The 18,705-nt window shown below is 43.9% G+C and carries 19 protein-coding genes; 9 read left to right on the forward strand and 10 right to left on the reverse strand.

What is annotated here, in order from left to right:
* Positions 1-399: 399 nt before the first annotated feature.
* Positions 400-882 carry a VanZ family protein gene (locus LCM11_RS08700; protein ID WP_224893865.1) on the reverse strand — a complete coding sequence of 161 codons (483 nt, stop codon included), beginning with the start codon at positions 880-882 and terminating at the stop codon, positions 400-402.
* Positions 883-1,035: 153 nt separating this feature from the next.
* Between LCM11_RS08700 and LCM11_RS08705 the strand changes: the two genes are divergently transcribed.
* On the forward strand, positions 1,036-1,410 hold the full coding sequence (locus LCM11_RS08705) for a hypothetical protein (protein WP_224893866.1): 375 nt from the start codon (positions 1,036-1,038) through the stop codon (positions 1,408-1,410).
* 7 nt (positions 1,411-1,417) lie between these two features.
* Here LCM11_RS08705 and LCM11_RS08710 read toward each other — a convergent pair whose 3' ends face one another.
* A complete protein-coding gene (locus LCM11_RS08710) occupies positions 1,418-1,942 on the reverse strand; it encodes a sigma-70 family RNA polymerase sigma factor (protein ID WP_224893867.1) in 525 nt (174 codons plus the stop codon).
* Positions 1,943-2,174: 232 nt separating this feature from the next.
* On the opposite strand from LCM11_RS08710, the gene LCM11_RS08715 reads away from it, so the two are divergent.
* Positions 2,175-2,456 (forward strand): hypothetical protein, encoded by a 282-nt coding sequence (locus LCM11_RS08715; protein ID WP_224893868.1) that lies wholly within the window; start codon positions 2,175-2,177, stop codon positions 2,454-2,456.
* An 85-nt stretch (positions 2,457-2,541) separates the two neighbouring features.
* The gene (locus tag LCM11_RS08720; protein ID WP_224893869.1) at positions 2,542-2,712 is read left to right on the forward strand and encodes a hypothetical protein; all 171 of its coding nucleotides are present in this window, start codon (positions 2,542-2,544) and stop codon (positions 2,710-2,712) included.
* Between the two features lie 36 nt (positions 2,713-2,748).
* Here LCM11_RS08720 and LCM11_RS08725 read toward each other — a convergent pair whose 3' ends face one another.
* Complete coding sequence (locus LCM11_RS08725; protein WP_224893870.1) at positions 2,749-3,645, reverse strand: AEC family transporter; 897 nt, start codon at positions 3,643-3,645, stop codon at positions 2,749-2,751.
* A gap of 220 nt (positions 3,646-3,865) precedes the next feature.
* Between LCM11_RS08725 and LCM11_RS08730 the strand changes: the two genes are divergently transcribed.
* Positions 3,866-4,423, forward strand: a complete 558-nt coding sequence (locus tag LCM11_RS08730) for a transposase (RefSeq protein ID WP_224893871.1) — start codon at positions 3,866-3,868, stop codon at positions 4,421-4,423.
* Positions 4,424-4,452: 29 nt separating this feature from the next.
* On the opposite strand, the gene gnd is transcribed toward LCM11_RS08730, so the two are convergent.
* On the reverse strand, positions 4,453-5,349 hold the full coding sequence (gnd, locus tag LCM11_RS08735) for a phosphogluconate dehydrogenase (NAD(+)-dependent, decarboxylating) (RefSeq protein WP_224893872.1): 897 nt from the start codon (positions 5,347-5,349) through the stop codon (positions 4,453-4,455).
* Positions 5,350-5,536: 187 nt separating this feature from the next.
* On the opposite strand from gnd, the gene LCM11_RS08740 reads away from it, so the two are divergent.
* Positions 5,537-6,394 (forward strand): MurR/RpiR family transcriptional regulator, encoded by an 858-nt coding sequence (locus LCM11_RS08740; RefSeq protein ID WP_224893873.1) that lies wholly within the window; start codon positions 5,537-5,539, stop codon positions 6,392-6,394.
* Positions 6,395-6,646: 252 nt separating this feature from the next.
* Here LCM11_RS08740 and LCM11_RS08745 read toward each other — a convergent pair whose 3' ends face one another.
* The 4 genes from LCM11_RS08745 to LCM11_RS08760 all read right to left on the reverse strand — a co-directional run bounded on the left by LCM11_RS08745 (position 6,647) and on the right by LCM11_RS08760 (position 10,001).
* Complete coding sequence (locus LCM11_RS08745) at positions 6,647-8,305, reverse strand: sodium:solute symporter family protein (protein WP_224893874.1); 1,659 nt, start codon at positions 8,303-8,305, stop codon at positions 6,647-6,649.
* Between the two features lie 15 nt (positions 8,306-8,320).
* Positions 8,321-8,623, reverse strand: a complete 303-nt coding sequence (locus LCM11_RS08750) for a DUF4212 domain-containing protein (protein WP_224893875.1) — start codon at positions 8,621-8,623, stop codon at positions 8,321-8,323.
* 31 nt (positions 8,624-8,654) lie between these two features.
* Positions 8,655-8,840 carry a hypothetical protein gene (locus LCM11_RS08755; protein WP_224893876.1) on the reverse strand — a complete coding sequence of 62 codons (186 nt, stop codon included), beginning with the start codon at positions 8,838-8,840 and terminating at the stop codon, positions 8,655-8,657.
* Between the two features lie 306 nt (positions 8,841-9,146).
* Positions 9,147-10,001: a peptidoglycan-binding protein gene (locus LCM11_RS08760; protein ID WP_224893877.1), complete on the reverse strand. Its 855-nt coding sequence runs from the start codon at positions 9,999-10,001 to the stop codon at positions 9,147-9,149.
* Between the two features lie 117 nt (positions 10,002-10,118).
* Between LCM11_RS08760 and LCM11_RS08765 the strand changes: the two genes are divergently transcribed.
* The 4 genes from LCM11_RS08765 (at position 10,119) to LCM11_RS08780 (ending at position 15,529) form a co-directional block, all read left to right on the forward strand.
* Entirely contained in the window at positions 10,119-10,946 is an 828-nt protein-coding gene (locus LCM11_RS08765) for a hypothetical protein (RefSeq protein WP_224893878.1), read from the forward strand.
* Between the two features lie 342 nt (positions 10,947-11,288).
* Entirely contained in the window at positions 11,289-13,103 is a 1,815-nt protein-coding gene (locus tag LCM11_RS08770; protein ID WP_224893879.1) for a glycoside hydrolase family 2 protein, read from the forward strand.
* A gap of 19 nt (positions 13,104-13,122) precedes the next feature.
* A complete protein-coding gene (locus LCM11_RS08775; protein ID WP_224893880.1) occupies positions 13,123-14,517 on the forward strand; it encodes an MFS transporter in 1,395 nt (464 codons plus the stop codon).
* Between the two features lie 94 nt (positions 14,518-14,611).
* Positions 14,612-15,529, forward strand: a complete 918-nt coding sequence (locus LCM11_RS08780) for an ArsR/SmtB family transcription factor (protein ID WP_224893881.1) — start codon at positions 14,612-14,614, stop codon at positions 15,527-15,529.
* 753 nt (positions 15,530-16,282) lie between these two features.
* Here LCM11_RS08780 and LCM11_RS08785 read toward each other — a convergent pair.
* Both LCM11_RS08785 and LCM11_RS08790 read right to left on the reverse strand, forming a co-directional pair.
* Entirely contained in the window at positions 16,283-17,275 is a 993-nt protein-coding gene (locus tag LCM11_RS08785) for a bile acid:sodium symporter family protein (RefSeq protein ID WP_224893882.1), read from the reverse strand.
* Positions 17,272-18,669: an FAD-binding oxidoreductase gene (locus tag LCM11_RS08790; RefSeq protein ID WP_224893883.1), complete on the reverse strand. Its 1,398-nt coding sequence runs from the start codon at positions 18,667-18,669 to the stop codon at positions 17,272-17,274. The genes LCM11_RS08785 and LCM11_RS08790 overlap by 4 nt, the downstream gene beginning before the upstream one ends.
* Between the last annotated feature and the right edge of the window lie 36 nt (positions 18,670-18,705).

Genomic DNA, 18,705 nt, shown 5'->3' on the forward strand with positions numbered 1-18,705 from the left:
CGGACCTTGACAAATCAAAAGCTCGAAACCACTTCAAACATCACCTGCGTTATGAGGAATTAGACCATGTGGTTTTGTACCTGTTTTCAAGATGTAACGATGCGCAATAACCTGTCATCACACCATTTAATACAGATTAAGGATGAGAACTTTCCTCTTCTGGAAGGGTCCGTTTGCAAAATCATAGTTGGGTTGGTGGGGAAATGATGAGACTCCCGTGGGAGAAGGATCTAGGGGAGACCCCGCAGGGAGTAAAAACGACTGAGGAGGCTCACCAGTTCCCCCACAGGAAAGCGAGTTATTTCCCCACCAACCCTCATCCTCATTTTAGTAACGGGCCCAACTATCTTGAATTCAAGTCTCCCAGTATCGGGAGCTTATCTTTACTATCACAGAGATTTAACGAAATTTTTTATAGAAAATAGTTAACAGGACTACGCCTGTCAGTCCCCCGGCTGTATCGATCATCACATCTCCTATGTATGGGGTCCGGTTCGGTGTCAGGGACTGGTGAAATTCGTCAAACGCAGCATAGCTGACGGTTATAACAAGCGCGTACAGCAGCTCCTTGCCAAACGGTAGACGCCATCTTTGGTGGATGGCATTCCATAAAGTTACCATAAGCAAAAAGAACATGCCGAAATGAGCGGACTTCCGAATAAAAAATTCAATAACACCATCGATCCCTTGCGCTTCCACACTCACTTCTTCTCCGTGGTAACTGATGTGAATAAGCTCCACCAGAGGACGCAGCCATTCAATGGGGATCCATTGATTCATTGCTGGTTTAATATTTTGTTCTTCATATGGTTGAGAAGAAAAAACAAATAATATAATCATAATTATAATGGGTAATAGTTGATAAATGGCATTTTTAAACATATCATTACACTTCCTGTTTTCTTTTGTACCTTTCTATATTAATAGTTTACTATACTATTCACTATTAAAAACATTAATTAATATTTCACACTATTAAAAGTCAGTAATTTTGTATACAATATATTTGTAGATTAGAAAAAAGGGGATTTTTACATGGCGAAGAGAAGCAAACAATATGATTATGACCTGAGTGAAGTAAAGCGGTTAATCGGTGAAACGGATAAAAACTATCGCGAAATCTCTGCTGAGACTGGCTGCCCTTACGCTAGTGTGGTCTATCACGGCCGAAAAATACGCGGCCGGGTAAACCGTATGCATAACCAGCAGGACAGTGAAGAGAAGGAGAACATCGTCCTTCCTATTACGGAAGAAACTGAAGAGACACCGACCATGATGTCTGGCGGGACAGCATTAAGTATCTCTCGGAATGATGTACACATTCAGGATGCCGAGCAGGAAGCTGTGAAAATGATTAAAGCAGCGAAAGCATTAGGATTAAGCAAAATCAATATAACCATAGAAAAATAATCTTCCGTTAAGCCCTGGCGTATTTCTCCAGGGCTTTTCTATTGAATATTGAACTATTTTCCAGTCTCTTCCTGGCATGCCGTCCCCAGTTCTTAACCGCATCTCTCGTCACACCCTCCCTGACGGCAATTTGATCAACCGAGAAATCATGGATAATCGAGTAATAAATCCATTTCCACTGATTATCGGTAAGCAGCGCTCGAATACTTTTCCATAGATAGGGATCCATCACGACATCCTCAACTTGATAGAGCTGCATATGGATTACATGATCCTGGAACCGTTCTTCAGCTTCCACCGTCCGGTTATCTTTTCTTATTTTATCAATTAGTGCATTGTGAATCTTCCAATTGATATAAGAACTAAGAGTACCCGCATTCTCATCATATGTATCGTAAGCCTGCCACAGGACATAGAGCCCCTCAGCGAAAAAATCACCGTTACGATCAATAATGTTCAGTTTTCTAATATGGTAATAGATTAATCGTTTATATTCGTCTACTACTTCTGCAAAATCATGATTCTTTATCATGGATGGCACCCGCTTTCGATTTTTAATTTCACAATTATAATCGAGAGAAAATTGGATTTTGGTGTCATTTTTTTGCAAAGTTTTTTAATTTTTAACAAAAATCGAGGTCTAAAATTGATTTTTTAATCATATTCATTCTATTTTTTATACTTCTTCCTAAAGCATTCCTATGTTTATGTTTTAGCGAATTAGGCAATTGAATAGTTAAATGATAAATACGGAGGCGTTATTTTTGAATTCGCCACGGTCTTTATATCCTCTTGTTCGCATCTGGCTGGATGGAACCCCCACTACCTTCATGCATGCCTTTTTTGAAAAGCTTGCTTATGAGTGGATTGTAGAAATTGTGAACCCTTATCCCTTGCCGCTTATGGAAAATAAAGAATACGTGATGTATTTATCTTTTGAAATGGATGATGGAACGACGTATTCTTCACTTGCGATCCAATCTTATACGATGGAACAGGGAAATGAGTTTACCGTCTATCGCTTTTTTATGTATCCTCATCTCTAAAACCACCTCGACTGCGGGGGCTTTTTTTCAAACGTTCATCTAATGTTATACTGAAGGAGACGTTTATGAAGAAAGGAAGAGACCCGTGTCTTATCTATTGTTCACCTTGTTCTTTGTCGGCTATTTGCTTGTTGGGGCTTTCACCGATCTGGTGGAACTTTCCTCCCTTGCGACGGTTATATCGGTAGCCCTAATTTGTACAAACTTGTATTTGTTCATTAAATCCAGACAGAACACGGATAAAGAAGAAACATAAACAAAAAGTCCCGCCAGCAACTGGCAGGACTTTTTTTTACGTTAATATTGTGAGGGTAATCGGAATCGTAACGACACTTAGCAGTGTTGTGATTAAGGTAATGCTTGAAACGAGCTCGGGCTTTGAGTCAAACTGCACGGCATACATCGTCGTCGTAGCTGCTGACGGCATAGCTGCCGAAACGATAAGGACGCTCGCCATCATGTCATTCATAGGCAGAATGACCGTTAAGGCCCAGGCGATCAACGGCGAACCCGCTAACCTCAGCACAGCCGCATACGAAATCTTACTCCAGTCCAAATTTTTAACGGTTATGTTCGCAAGCTGCATGCCCAGGAGAATCATAATAGATGGAATCGTCGCGTCCCCGACCAGCTGGATGCTGGACATGAGATTATCCGACACGGGGATCGATGCATATTTAAATAGCAGCGCAACCCAGACGGCATGGGTCGGCGGCATTTTGAGAACGGTTTTCAGAGCCATCCCAATACCAGCACCGCCTTTTGCCGCATAATAGACCCCGAAGAAATTCATGACGATCTGCTGGAGAACCATATACGACACGGAATAAACGAAGCCGGCATCACCAAAAGCGAAAAGGACAATAGGTGCTCCGTAATTCCCAGCGTTCATAAAAGCGGTGGAGAGAATCAATCCACTTTCTGTCGGTGTATCAAAGCTGAATACCTTAGCAGCGATTTTGTTTAAAGCCAATATGGAGAACAATAATAAAACAGAAAAGATAACCATCATTAAATAACTTTGATTAAACTCCGCTTCATAGAAGGTTTTGAATACCAGACAGGGAAGCATGATGTATAGGGTTACGGTAGATATCGATTTTATTTCTAAATGTAAGATTTTTTGCAAGGCGTATCCTGCGAAAAACACGAGAATGACAGGAAGAACAACTTGGAAGAATATCGTCATTATTAAACCTCCTGCTGCGACAATACTAGATTACAATTTAATTAGTTTACCAGAAAAATGATAGATTCCATAACCTAACGATTAACCAAAACCTGTCACCTCAGGTCATCCATAATCTGGATGACCTGAGGTGACAGGTTTTTCCATTAGAGGGAAGAAGGATTATATCATCGGTACAGCGAATAACAAGTATTGGAAATATAATTGAAAGGAAGATCTTATGCCTAACCCTAAACGAATCTGGTATCCCCGTGCCTGTTTTCATATTACAGCGCGCGGCAACAGAAAAACGGATATCTTTTATGAACCAAATGATCGCTATCGTTACTTGCAGTTCTTATTAGAAGCTAAACAGAGTTACCCTTTTAAAATCCACGCTTACTGTCTCATGACCAATCACATTCACCTTTTGGTTGAAACCATTAACCATCCCCCTGGTACTTTCATGAAAGATGTCCACTCCAAGTACGCCATGTATTTTAATAAGAAATATGACTATGTGGGGCATCTGTTTCAAGGTCCTTATAAAGCAGATCTTCAAGGAGATGTAAACGCTCTTCTTCAAGTAAGCCGGTACATTCACTTAAACCCATGCCGGGCTTTAATCACTTCAAAACCGGAAACGTACAAATGGAGCAGCTATCCTCACTACCTATCTCTTCTGCCGTATCCTTCTTCTCTTGTTACCACTTCCACGATCCTCTCCTACTTCAAAAGTCCAGAAGACTATGCTTTCTTTGTGAACCTGGGAAATAAAATCACCTCAGGTCATCCATAATCTGGATGACCTGAGGTGGAAGAAATAGGTTATTTTTTAACTACGGCGTGGCCGCCAAATTCATTTCTTAGCGCTGCCACAACTTTGCCTGAGAAGGTATCCTCTTCCTGAGAACGATAACGAGTCATTAGGGACATAGCAATGACCGGTGCTGCCATTTCATACTCAATAGCCGTTTCCAGGGTCCATTTTCCTTCACCGGAAGAATTCATAACGCCACGAATATCCTCAAGTTTCGCATCCTTCGAGAACGCACTCTCCATGAGTTCGATTAACCAGGAACGGATAACAGATCCATTGTTCCAAACTTTAGATACCGCTTCGTAATCATAATCAAATGGACTTTTCTCCAGAATCTCATAGCCTTCTGCAATGGATTGCATCATTCCATATTCAATACCGTTGTGGACCATTTTCAGGAAGTGGCCGCTTGCGGCACGTCCTGCATAGTGGTAACCGTTCTCAACAGATGTATCCGCAAAGATCGGCTCGATCTCTTTAAACTGCTCTTCGTCTCCGCCGATCATAAAGCAGCCGCCGTGACGGGCTCCTTCTGTGCCGCCGCTTGTTCCTACATCAAAGAAGAACATATCTTTTTCTTTGAATTGTTCTGCGCGGCGCAAGCTGTCTTTATAATTGGAGTTTCCTCCATCAATGACACGATCACCTGCTTCAAGTAAATCAGAAAGCTCATCCAGTACAGATTGAGTAATTTCTCCTGCTGGAACCATGACCCAGACCGTGCGAGGTGCTTCCAGATTCTCAACAACCTCTTTTAAACTGTGGGCAGGAACCGCTCCCGCATTGGCAATTTCTTTTATTTGATCAGCATTCACATCGTTCGCAACTACTTCATGTCCATGATCCATCAGGTTCAACCCCAGGTTGTAACCCATTTTTCCTAGACCTATTAATCCAATTTTCATTGTTTTACCCCTTTCTCTATCACGCGCAATTTTCTTCCTGAAAATTTTTTTCTATAATTAAGATTATACAATAATATTTTTTTAACACAATGGGTTCTGAAAAATATTTTACATCTCATAACTTTATTTTGAAATTTTTTTCATTTACAATGGTAATAATAGAAGATGCAGGACAGGAGGAAGAGTCATGGCAGAAGCCCCAACCAAACACGTAATCAATCGAATTCGTTCATCCTATAGTCAATTTAGTGAAAAAGAAAAGTTAATTGCCGATTACATTTTAGAAAACCGAGATCAAATTGTGCATTCTACGATTAATCAAGTCGCGGATGACCTTATGGTCGCAGATGCAACCGTTTTCAGATTTTGTAAAAGACTCGGGTTCAAAGGCTATCAGGCAATGAAAATTGCCCTCGCCTCAGAAACCGTGAATCCCATTCAGGATATCCATGAAACCATTACAGAAAATGATACGGATCTTGAGATCACAGAAAAAGTATTCCAGGCTAACATCCGTGCTCTGGAAGCCTCTCGCGACATTCAGAATCATGAAACCTTAGCACAAGCTATGGAAGATCTGCTTTCAGCTGAACGTGTCTTCTTTTATGGCAGCGGCGGCTCCGGCATTCTCGCGATGGATGCTCATCATAAGTTTTTACGCACAGGTATGGAAACCCACGCTTATACAGACTCTCACCTGCAGTTAATGTCGGCTTCCCAGCTGAGAGAAGGCGATTTAGCGGTCGTGATCTCGCATACGGGGTCTAATAAGGATATCCTGGATATTGTGGATGTTGCCAAATCAAACGGCGCGCGTGTGATCGCCATTACCAACTTTGCTAAATCCCCTTTAACCAAATCGGTCGACTTAAGCCTTTATACGGTGGCACAAGAAACGGAATACCGTTCTGAAGCTCTGGCTTCAAGGATTGCCGGTTTAACACTGATCGACTCCCTGTTTGTTAATTACAGCATCAAGAAGAAGGAACAAGCGAAAGCCTCTACCCAGAAAATGAGAAACGCTATCTCCAGAAAGCGAATGTAAACCATCTGCTGCTCCAGCTCTTATAAAGGTGTGATTCCCAATATATGTATGACCTGAGGTGGGATAATGTGGAAGGACATGATTGGACTGAACTTCACCATAGTACATTAAATATGAGGTAGCAGGATTTAATAAGAGATTTTAAACCACCAATAATCACAACACTCCACCATTTCATGGAAAATAAATCCACCTCAGGTCATCCAGAATTTGGATGACCTGAGGTGGAACTTTCTTCCTTATCCTGTTATGTTATTTGGCATCTTTGATCCAGGCTTCTCCGTCTTTATATTGAATTTGTTCTGGGTAATGCATATCCTGCACTTCCTCCTGCAACTTCTGAGAAGGTGGAGGGGTCAGGAGCGAGACGACAATGTTTGTGACCAGAGCAGCCGTGGCGCCAAATACTCCCGCTCCTGTATCAATAATTCCTAGAATCGTGAAACCGCCATATTTGGCCGCGAAAATATAACCCAGCGTGACCGACAGCCCTACGATCATGCCGGCTACCACACCTGGTCCATTGGCCCGCTTCCACCATACTCCGAGTATAAGTGCCGGGAAAAACGATCCGGAGGCAAGAGCAAAGGCCCAGGCTACAATTTGAGTAATCGCTCCCGGCGGATTCAATGCCACCAGACCTGCTACTATTGTAGCGGCGACAATAGAGATCCGGCCGACAGCAAGCCGTTTCTGCTCGGTTGCTTTTGGATTAATGGAACGATAATAAATATCGTGTGACAAAGCAGCTGAAATGGCGATCATCAGACCACCCGCAGTTGATAGTGCTGCTGCCATGGCGCCTGCCGCCATAAGACCAATGACGAAGATTCCCAGGTCTGCAATTTCCGGTGTCGCCATCACGACAATATCATTACTAATCACAAGCTCGGACCACTGCAGAATTCCGTCACTGTTGCCATCCGCAAGGGACAGCCGGCCAGTATCCACCCAGGCTTCGGTCCATCCCGGCAGATTATTGAGGGAAGAGCCGGCCACTTCGGTCATTAAAATAAACCGGGAAAAAGCTGCGTATGCAGGAGCAGACAAGTACAGCAATCCAATAAATAACAGGGCCCACGCTCCGCTCCAGCGAGCGGCTTTCATGGTAGCCACTGTGTAAAACCTCACAATGACGTGAGGCAGTCCAGCTGTACCAGCCATCAGCGTAAACATTAACGCTAAGAACTGCCACTTCGTTGCTTCCGTAAAAGGAACCACATACTCTGAAATACCTAGTTCCTGATCCAGCACCCTCATTTCCGAAATAACATCCCCGTAGGAAAGCCACGGAATCGGGTTTTGTGTAAGCTGCATCGACATAAAAATAACCGGAATTAAGTAAGCAATAATCAACACTAAATACTGAGCTACCTGCGTCCAAGTGATCCCTTTCATTCCGCCTAACGCTGAATAAAAAGCAATGAGAACGACACCAATCAGCGTTCCGATTACTGTGTTGACTTCAAGCAGTCGTCCAATGACTACGCCCGACCCGGAAAGCTGACCAACCGAGTATGTGAAACTGATAATAATCGTTGCGACAGCGGCAATCAGCCGGGCCGCATTACTTTTATAACGGTCCCCAATGAATTCAGGCACTGTGTAACGACCGAATTTCCTCAATTGCGGTGCAAGCAGGAAGGTTAACAGCAGATATCCGCCTGTCCACCCCATTATGTAAGCCAGACCATCATAGCCGAGCACCATCACCGTACCGGCCATTCCAATGAATGAAGCTGCACTCATCCAATCGGCGCCAATCGCCATTCCATTAAACACAGGAGGTACCCCGCGTCCTGCTACGTAGAAGTCCGAGGTAGCGCGTGCCATATTAAATACGGCAATCCCTATATATAGTCCGAACGTTGCTAAGATTAAAATTAGAGATACTACAAATTGTCCGTTCATCCTTCTCCCCCTTTCCTATTGATTCGCTGCTTGGTCTTCGTCATGGCTGCTCACATGCTTAGGATTGATGCCGTATTTCCGGTCGACAGCGTCACTTACAATGGCATTCACAAATAACAAAGCAATGAATGTGACTACAGCACCCTGAGCTCCCATGTAGTACGGTAGTGGAATCCCCATTACGCTAATGGATGAAAGCTGCTGGGTGAAGAGAACGACTCCATAGGAAACCGTCACTCCAATCAGTAAATAAATAATAACCAATATCGTTCGTAAACGTACATAAGACTTTGCTTTAGCCGGATCCATTTTTCTCAAGTAATCTCACCTCCTTTCACGTTTATTGGTTTCAGCCTCTTAAATTAAAAATAAACTGCACCGTTTCCCAAAAAGGGAGCGGCACCATCATAATCTTCACAACCGCGATGACAATAATGGAAGCAATCGGTAATGCAAATAGGACTGGACGTTTCTTTCTTAAAGCCATCACCACAGAAAAAATCGTAATGAAAGCTAATAGAATAGGGATGATCACATCTGTTCCTCCTCAAATATGTAAGCGTTATCACAAATGATCTAAAAAAGACTTCTCAATCTTAATTTTGAAAAGTTTGAAAAAACTGAATATTATAAGTGATATTATTCTAAATATATCCATTAATGTCAACCAGCCCTACAGAAATTACCTAAGAAGATACTAACCGTTTAGTATCAGGAATAGGGAATTCGATCATTTCTCATAGGAAAAGATAAAATTTTTGTAAACCAAATAAAAAAGGATAAAACTCCCACCTCAGGTCATCCAGAATCTGGATGACCTGAGGTGGGAGTTTATGGATGGTTATGGAAATAGTTTTCGCCAGGTTGCGGGTCCTGTTATGCCGTCACTTTGAAGTTTGTGCTTCGTTTGGAATTTACGGACGGAAGATTCAGTCTGACTTCCGTAACTTCCATCCACATCTATACCGAGTGCTCGTTGAATTTGTCGGACATACTTCCCAGTTCTTCCTCTTTTCAGTGGAAAACCCGGATAGCTGCTTCTATCTAAAGCACGCGACGTTTCACTCCCTATTATGCCATCAACCTGAAGAAGCCAGTCTCTCTGCAACTCCCGTACCGCGGATTCCGTACGTGGTCCAAAATGTCCATCAGCCCCTGTATTTCCCAATTGATATCCTCTTGCTCCCAGTACGGTTTGGACTTCTTTCACGGAAGGTCCACTCATTCCTCTTCTTAATACGCTACTTGTAACTGAACCTGTCCCCGGCCGGAGTTCCAAATGCGGATAGTCAGGGAAGGACTTCCAATCTCCACCCCAGGAAAACCCCAGGCTTTTAGCAATGGACGCTGCCTGTCTCCACTTTTCATCTACCTTCCACAATGCTTTTGTACCATCCTCCGAAACAATAAAGTAATCAATCGCCCAGCCTTTATTATGATTGCTCTGCCCTGGCTGTGCTTTTGTTACGATTTTCCCCGGTTTTCCGTATTTCTCTCCCTTCCACACGTAATTTGGACGTCCCTGCCCGTACAACCTGGCCTGGTCTTCCATTGACCGAAACCCTGAAGATATTTGAACCGGAATTCTCTGTTTATAAGCTAGTTCAATGAACTCCAGAGCGCGCTTCCGCACTTCCGTCTGTACGTTTCCCATGTTGCGAATACTGCGTTCCTTAAGCTTCTGAACTTCTATCATATGATCCCCTCCTCCCTTTACTAATCGTCTGGATTATGGATTACGTGTCATGTTTTTGGAAATGAACGATACATATATAAAAAGGCACGTCCTCATCTTAAGAAAGGATGCGATACTATGTTATGTCCCTCCTGTCATTGTGAACAAGCCGCCGGGAACTTCTGCTCGGTCTGTGGAAGCTCTTTTCGAGAGGCAGATACGTATGATGATGCGATTTATGAAGTGATTCCTGTAGCTGAATCATATGCGCCCGCTGAAAGCGCCCTATTAACCCGCGTTTCCAGAAACGCGAACGAGCCGAAACGGCTCAGTGGCTACACGGACTACTTTCAACGGATTATTAAAAATCCCTCGCAGGCCTTAGCATCAGATCATGATCACTTTTATTATGGAATGCTGTCCATTGGCATTTACATGGCAACCTTTGCGTTAAGTTTCTATTTTCTTGCTAACAAAATTTACACGGCCATGCTTGGCGGGCTGTCGACCCTATTCTCTGAACAAGGCAGCCAACAGGCTCTCCCTTTTATTAATTTTACCTCATCCATTTTCTTTTTTGTGCTCTTATTCGTCGGTTCCGCTGTCGTCTGTATGTACACGGCGAACCTGTTAATGGGTAAAGGGATGGCCTTTAAGCGGCTCATCGCCCAGTTCGGAAGTGTAGTGCTACCTTTCTCCTGTCTTAACGTGATTGCCATCGTATTCGGGCTGGCAGGCTATACCACACTCACCCTATTCACAGCTGGATTATCGTTGTTTTTTACCATCTCGATCCTTCCTGCCCTCTTTATCTATCATCATGGGCTTCACCGGACGGCATCCACCCGCTCCTTCTACTGGAGTATCGGAACCTCTGCTGTTTCCATGATTATATCTTATTTAATTGTTCGTACCTTTGTATTAGAATTTCTAACCCAAATCGTCAATGCTGGAAATAGTTTATAATCTCTATACCTGACCCCTTATGGTTATTTCTTTCTAAAATGAAGCAAGACCTTTAAATCCCGTATAAAGAAGAGCTGAATTTTATCAGCTCTTCTTTTTTTGTGATTCATCTTTTTAACATCTTTGTGCTGCGTTCTTTATTTTTACCTTATGAGCTTGTGAAGTTCACTCAACCTCGACATCTGCAGCTAAGTCTAAAGGCAAATAGTTCCCTTCATAAAACCCCTCAAAAATTATCTACTATTTTTATTACTAAAATACTTGTAATAAAACAACTAAATATGTAATAATAAAGTCAACTTATGAAAGCCCTTACTTAAATACAGAACGGGAGAGGTTGTAATGGTGGTGAGTTCTATTTCTCGCCTTGATAAAAAGTCGAGCAGCAGCGTCGAGTACCCTCGACCTCAATTCAAAAGAAATCATTGGTACGACTTGAACGGAACCTGGCAATTCGCATGGGATGATGAAAATAAAGGCGAACAGGAAGGCTGGGCTCAATCGGAGGAAAGCCTCCCCCAGCAGATTCACGTTCCTTACGCGTATCAAAGTAAAAATTCTGGTATCGATTCACAGGAACCGCACGATGTAGTCTGGTATAAACGTCATTTTCATTGGGAAAAAAAAGATAATCTAGAGCTTCTCCTGCATTTTGAAGCCGTAGATTACTATACAAAAGTATGGGTGAACGGCCAGTTTGTCGGAGATCATACAGGTGGGCACACGCCCTTCAGCTTTTCAATTGGGTCTGCTGTACAGGATGGAAACAATGTGATCACTGTCCGTGCTGAAGACCATAACGGAGTGGAACAGCCCATCGGGAAGCAGTCCTGGAAATCGGATAACTTCCTATGCTGGTACACACGGACAACGGGTATTTGGCAGCCGGTATGGCTCGAGGAAGTATCCTCCCTGCATATGAAAGGTGTGAAGATGACACCTGATTTAGCCCATTCCAATCTGCATGTGGAAGCTGAACTTCCGCTTCATCAGTCAAAAGCTTATTTGGAAGCACACGTTTATTTCAAAGATGAATGGATTCATTCAGCAGGAACATGGATTAAACCTAATCAAAAGAAAGCAAATCTACAAATAGACGCTGAGTCCGAACAGGCTGATTTTCGCGTTTACTATTGGACGCCTGAACAACCGCAACTCTACGATATTTTCTTCACGCTAAAGGTCGATGGCGAAATGATAGACCAGGCGGAAAGCTACTTCGGCATGCGGAGTATTGAAGTGAAAGATGACAAGATTCTCTTGAACCAGGAATTCTTTTATCAAAAGTTAATTCTGGATCAGGGATATTATGAAGATTCATTAATGACGGCAAGCTACGAGCAGATGCAAGCGGATTTAACGAAAGTCAAAGCGATGGGATTCAACGGGGTCAGGCGCCATCAGACGATTGCCGACCGCAGATATATGACCCTTTGCGATCAGCTGGGGCTTGTCATGTGGGCTGAAATGCCAAGTATTTTTAAATTTTCCGATTCATCCATGCAGGCGATGCTGAGCGAAACACGGGAAATGGTAACCAAACACTATAACCACCCCTCCGTCATTGTCTATACACTTATGAACGAATCGTGGGGCGTGAACGAAATTTATCACCGCAGCGATCAGCAGAATTTTGTAAACGCTCTCTATTATCAGACGAAAGCTCAGGATCCAACCCGTCTGATCGTTGGTAATGACGGCTGGGAACATACCGCTACGGATATCCTGACGATTCACGACTATAACTCTTCTGCAGAAGATATAGCCGCAACGTATAAAGATAAAGCTTCTTACGTGGATGAAAGCCCTTCTAAGACCAGTAAAAAGCAGAATTTTGCCAGCGGTTATCGATACACGGGACAGCCTATCATTATGAGCGAATTTGGAGGCATTGCGTTTAGTTCTCAGGAAGACACCAATACATGGGGATACGGTGCACGCCCGCAAACGGAAAAAGAAGCGCTGGCACGATTTGAGAAACTGATGAAAGCGGTTATGGAAACCGATTCTTTTCAAGGGTTCTGCTATACACAGCTGACAGACGTGGAGCAGGAAGTCAATGGTTTACTGAACCACGAGCATAACGATAAATTTGATCAGCGGAAAATCCGCTCCATTTTATCTTCCGTTCAGTCCGATGGGTTTATTTTTGAATAACATGAAGGAGGAGAGAAGGATGCAAACAGCTAAACAGCATTCGCAGACAGAGGGAACATACAAGGAAGATATACGCAAAAAAGAGATAGCTTCCTATTTCGGTTACGGATTTGCCCAGTGTATCAGCTTTGGTCTATTAGGTTCTTATGTACTCTTTTTTTACACCGATATTTTAGGAATATCAGCCGCAGCTGCCAGTCTGATCTTCCTGATCGCGCGAACGTGGGATGCGATCAATGATCCTTTAATGGCTTCCATTATGGATACCCTTCACTCGAAGCACGGAAAGTTTCGGCCCTATCTGAAATACATGCCGTTTTTAATTGTGTTATCTACCATTGCCTGTTTTATTCCGCTGGATGGTTTAAGTATGACCGCCAAAGTTATTTATGCCGGTGCTACTTACATCATCTGGGGCATGGTTTATACCGCTTCTGATGTTCCCTTCTGGTCCCTGTCCTCCGTTATGAGTCAGGACGCCCAGCAGCGTACTAAACTGATCACGTTTGCCAACATGGGAGTGTTCACAGGAATTGCTTTGTCCCCTACCATCTTCATCCCGCTTACAGAGTGGCTTGGCGGCGGCAATATGGGACAAGGATACCTGCTTGCTACCATCGTATTGATGGCAATTGCTCTGCCGATTATGTTGAACGGCTTCCGAAACACGAAAGAACGAGTGAAACCACCTAAGACTAAGGTTAAATTCTCCGATGGGGTACGAGCTATTAAAGCTAATAAACCGATGTTTGCGGTGCTGGTCGTCTTCTTCTGTAATGTATTCATGAATATCACCCAGGCTTTGAATATTTACTTTTTTACGTACAATCTTGGAAACGCTTCCTTGATGACGATTTTCGGGATCATCAGCTTTGCCAGTTGTATCGGATTCTTTATTATTCCAAAACTTGCTCACAAGTATAAGAAGAAACATATGCTTATGGTCATCGTTGCAGCGGATGTTCTGATTCGAATCGTCTGGTTCAGCCTTGGTTATTCCAGTGTCGTTGTATCCTTTATCTTTATCGGAATTACGATGCTGCTTTATACCACCACGGGTCCTTTAATCTCAGGAATGCTCGCGGAAACGATTGAATATACGGAGCTGAAAACTGGAAAACGAAACGAAGCCGTCATTTTCTCCGGGCAAACCTTTACCGGCAAATTGTCTGTAGCCGTTTCCGGAGGAGCTACCGGATTAATTTTGACAGCTATCAACTACCAGTCCAATCAAGCGCAGAGTGAATTCACACTCGACATGCTGTTTTTCGTCATTGCATTGCTGCCTGCTCTAGGATCAATCGTCCGTTTTATCATCATGTACTTCTACTCTTATACGGAAACAGAGTATAAAGAAACCGTGGAGAAAATTAATCTAAGAAAACAGGAAGCCGAGGCTTCCCCTCAAAGCTAAAAGGGAAGGAGAAGGAATACGATTCGTATCCTTCTCCTTTCTTATATTTGTTATACTATGGAAAAGATTCTATTTAGACACGGAGGCCAAAGCATTGAAAAAACTGTCCCTTAGCTTTGAAAATATGCTGCCGATCAGCAAAGTTTTATCGAATCCTACTAGAATTAATATCTTAAATCTATTAAGTGAAAAGCCGCATAACGTAAATGAATTAGCAGAAAAGCTGGAACTCCCTTTTTCTACGACCGCCTCTCATATTAATAAACTGGAAGAAGTCGAATTAATTGTGACGGAACTGGTTCCAGGAAGAGGAACCCAAAAAGTAAGTGCCATCAACTATGACCGGATTATTATGGACCTATTTAATAAAGAAGAACAATCGAATGAACGGGAACTTACGCTGGAGATGAACATTGGTGATTACCTGGATTGTTACGCTGTTCCTAACTGCGGTCTGGTGGGCACGGATGAGTATATCGGACACCAGGATGACCCGCGCTCTTTTTACGAAACAGACCGGAAGCTTGCCCAGCTGCTTTATTTCAGAGATGGGTACGTGGAATACCGTTTCCCTAACCGCACTCCTTACGATTGGACAATAAAAGAGATTATTTTCAGTGCAGAAGTATGCTCGGAAGCACCGAACTATAAACTCGACTGGCCTTCGGATATCACTGCCTGGGTCAATCATAAGGAAGCCGGGACATGGACATCGCCGGGAGATTTCGGAGGCGAACGCGGCATTCATACACCTGAATGGTGGCGGACCAGCTTAACCCAATATGGTCTGCTGAAACAATGGAGAATCAAAGAGGACGGCTGTTATATTGATAACGAAAAAGTTTCTGACCTGTCCATTGAAGATCTCAAACTCCATGATTTTCCGTATGTGGCTTTTAAATTGGGCATCAAGGAGGAAGCCGTAAACAAAGGCGGCATGAATTTATTCGGCCCTAACTTCGGAAACTACGATCAGGGGATTGTAATGACGATTAAATATGAGAAATCTTAATTTCCCTAAAAAGAGCTTCCCTGCTAGCTGGCAGGGAAGCTCTTTTACGTTAACTATTCAAAATGGGGCTGCATATCGCCTGCTACCCAATTCAAAATACCATGAAATTTCGCAAAAGCTTATTACACAATAGGGCGGTATAGTAGAAGACTCAGTTTCGAGATATTGTGTAGAGAAAGGGACTCCAGGGGACGACTCGCTTTCCGGCCCTGCACGATGCAGGGTCGTTCGACGTTGCCACACGACGTGGCGGTCTTAGTCGAACTTCTTATATGCGCTGAGTCTCCTCAGGCTAGCGCCTTCCGGGGCCTCACCTGTCATGTTCATCCCGCAGGAGACTTCGCCGTTCCCTTCCGCCCCTTTGCGATTGTTGAGAGCACGAAATCTCTGCATTAACGTCTTACAAGGCACAAGGTCATCTATGCTGGTTTTTACGTTTTTACGTTTGTTAAAGCGTAGGAACCCTGTTATATAAGCATTTAAGGTAGACTCAGCTTGAGTCTTTTCTCCTATAGCAGGGTTCGTTCACTAGATATCGTTGGGGTGGCGAAGGAAAAGACGAGACTCCCGCGGGAGAAGGAGCTAGGCGAGACACCGCAGGGAGTGAAACGAGCGAGGAGGCTTGCCAGTTCCCCCGCAGGAAAGCGAGTTGTTTCCGCAGCCATCCCTTCTCTTATATTAAGTAACGAACCCAAAATATCTCGAAACTGAGTATTCAAGTAACGGGAGTTTTTCCTTAAGAAAAAAAGATGGTCAATTTCCTGTCCTTTGAACTCGGCTCTCCACTTCTTCTCTCTCTGCCTCCAATTCTTCCTCCTCCTTCACCGGTTTCTTCGACCAGAAAGTAGCCAGAATGGGTCCTGAGATATTATGCCATACCGCTGCGACCACATTAGGTAAGGCGGCGAGTGGTCCGAAGTGTGCGGTTGCAAGTGCTACCCCCAGACCTGAGTTCTGCATGCCGACCTCAATGGAAATCGCACGACGTTTACTTTCATCCAGTTTCATCACCATCGCAGCTCCATAACCAAGCGTCAGACCGAGCAGGTTGTGAAGAGCTACAGCTGTAAAGATCTGCAGGCCGGAGTTCGTAATGCTTTCCACATTCGCAGCCACAACAGCGCAGACGATAATAATAATCGCCAGAACTGAAATAAGCGGAATTGCTGTAGCACTTTTATCCACCGTTTGCGGAAATAGCTTCCGAATGAGAACTCCAAGGGTAATCGGTACAATAATGACCTGGACAATCGATAGAAACATCGAAACGGGATCCACCGGAAGCCATTGTCCCGCAAGCATTAATAAAATTAACGGCGTCAGAATCGGAGCCAGCAACGTAGAAAAAGAGGTCATCGCTACAGACAACGCCAGATTACCTTTAGCAAGATAGACCATCACATTGGAAGCTGTACCGCCTGGTACGGATCCAAGCAGGACCAGCCCGGCAGCAAGTTCTGCCGGCAGGTTTAGCAGATAAGCGATAACAAAAGCGATCAGCGGCATCAGGAGATATTGAGCTGCTACTCCTGCTATAACAGGAAGCGGTTTTTTGACCACCAGCTTAAAGTCTACAGGCTTCAAGGTAAGCCCCATCCCAAACATGACGACTCCGAGCAGGATGGTAATATAGGATCCGAGCCCGAGAAATGCATCTGGTAGAAAGAAAGCGATGAGAGCTGCTGCTATGACCCACAGCGCAAAATATTTTCCAGCAATTCGACTGATGGATTCGATCACTTTCATTGTTTATTCCTCCTCTCGCTATGAACAAGCTTACCTGGATTCATGATCCCTTTAGGATCAATCGCTGCCTTCACAGCCTCCATCACTGGCAAGGCTTTTCCATGTTCCCGCTTCTGATATTTCATTTTCCCTTTTCCGACTCCATGCTCTCCGGTGCAGGTTCCTCCACGAGCCAGTGCATATTCTACAATTTCTTCATTGAATTTCTCAGCCTTTTTAAGCTCTTCTTCATTTTCCATATCGATCATAAGGAGTGCGTGATAATTGCCATCCCCCACATGACCCAGAATCCCCGACTCAAGGTCCAGCTCAGCAATTTTCTCTCTTCCGTGTCGAATCGCCCCGGCAAGTTCTGAGATCGGCACGCAGACGTCTGTTACCATCATCTTCTTACCGGGACTGCCATGAATGTAAGCATAGGCTAAATTATGGCGAGCCTCCCACAGCTTCACACGGGCCGCATTATCTTTTTCAAAATGGATCACTTCACAATCATGGTTTTTCACGATTTCTTCCATAAACGCGACATCTTCCTGAAGTCCTGCTTCATTGCCGTGAAATTCTAGAAACAGCGTCGCTTTTTCTATGTAATCGGTCCCATTAAACTGATTTACTCTTTGAATAGAAGCCTCGTCCAGGAGCTCTACACGGGCAACCGGGACACCTGCCTGCAGCATCGAAATCACAGCCTCTACCGCGTGATCAATGGTTGGGAACGAGGCTCTCGCCGCCATAACATGTTCAGGAATTCCATAAACCCTTAATGTTAACTCTGTTATACAGCCGAGCGTTCCTTCAGAGCCCACATAGAGACTGGTTAAATCATATCCAGAAGACGATTTCCTTGCGAGGCTGCCCGTGTGAATAATTTCCCCACTTGGTAAAACAACTTCGAGGTCCTGAACCTGGTCTTTCATGACGCCATACTTCACAGAGGTTGTCCCACTCGCATTTGTAGCGGCCATCCCCCCGAGCGTAGCATCAGCTCCTGGATCTACTGAGAAAAACAGCCCGTGCTTTTTCAAGGCTTTGTTTAACTGGGACCTGGTTACTCCAGGCTGCACTTTTACTAAGAAGTCTTTATCCCGTACTTCTGTAACCTTGTTCATGGAAGAAAAATCAATTGTGATCCCTTTTTCGTAAGCGATTACATGTCCTTCCAGACTGGATCCCAATCCAAATGGAATAACCGGTGTACCGGACGCATCCGCTGCTTTAATTATTTGACTGACCTCCTCCGCGCTTTCCGGAAAGACAACCAGATCAGGAAGACTTCCCTCATGATAAGACTCATCTTTACTATGGTTGTTAAGTATCGTCTCGTTGGTACTCACTTGATCCTCTCTCAGAAATTGCAGCAGCTCTTCTTCTAAGATGGCTGTGTCTGTATTCATAGCATTTGACTCCTTTCTTCTTTTACAGGGTTAAAC

The sequence above is a fragment of the Halobacillus halophilus genome (assembly GCF_020171985.1).
GTDB classification, from domain to species: Bacteria; Bacillota; Bacilli; order Bacillales; family Halobacillaceae; genus Halobacillus; species Halobacillus halophilus_A.

Excerpts from the sequence above, each read along its gene's own strand:
- LCM11_RS08700 (WP_224893865.1), bottom strand. The coding sequence starts at position 882 with ATGTTTAAAAATGCCATTTATCAACTATTACCCATTATAATTATGATT.
- LCM11_RS08705 (WP_224893866.1), top strand. The coding sequence starts at position 1,036 with ATGGCGAAGAGAAGCAAACAATATGATTATGACCTGAGTGAAGTAAAG.
- LCM11_RS08710 (WP_224893867.1), bottom strand. The coding sequence starts at position 1,942 with ATGATAAAGAATCATGATTTTGCAGAAGTAGTAGACGAATATAAACGA.
- LCM11_RS08725 (WP_224893870.1), bottom strand. The coding sequence starts at position 3,645 with ATGACGATATTCTTCCAAGTTGTTCTTCCTGTCATTCTCGTGTTTTTC.
- LCM11_RS08730 (WP_224893871.1), top strand. The coding sequence starts at position 3,866 with ATGCCTAACCCTAAACGAATCTGGTATCCCCGTGCCTGTTTTCATATT.
- gnd (WP_224893872.1), bottom strand. The coding sequence starts at position 5,349 with ATGAAAATTGGATTAATAGGTCTAGGAAAAATGGGTTACAACCTGGGG.
- LCM11_RS08740 (WP_224893873.1), top strand. The coding sequence starts at position 5,537 with ATGGCAGAAGCCCCAACCAAACACGTAATCAATCGAATTCGTTCATCC.
- LCM11_RS08745 (WP_224893874.1), bottom strand. The coding sequence starts at position 8,305 with ATGAACGGACAATTTGTAGTATCTCTAATTTTAATCTTAGCAACGTTC.
- LCM11_RS08760 (WP_224893877.1), bottom strand. The coding sequence starts at position 10,001 with ATGATAGAAGTTCAGAAGCTTAAGGAACGCAGTATTCGCAACATGGGA.
- LCM11_RS08765 (WP_224893878.1), top strand. The coding sequence starts at position 10,119 with ATGTTATGTCCCTCCTGTCATTGTGAACAAGCCGCCGGGAACTTCTGC.
- LCM11_RS08770 (WP_224893879.1), top strand. The coding sequence starts at position 11,289 with ATGGTGGTGAGTTCTATTTCTCGCCTTGATAAAAAGTCGAGCAGCAGC.
- LCM11_RS08775 (WP_224893880.1), top strand. The coding sequence starts at position 13,123 with ATGCAAACAGCTAAACAGCATTCGCAGACAGAGGGAACATACAAGGAA.
- LCM11_RS08785 (WP_224893882.1), bottom strand. The coding sequence starts at position 17,275 with ATGAAAGTGATCGAATCCATCAGTCGAATTGCTGGAAAATATTTTGCG.
- LCM11_RS08790 (WP_224893883.1), bottom strand. The coding sequence starts at position 18,669 with ATGAATACAGACACAGCCATCTTAGAAGAAGAGCTGCTGCAATTTCTG.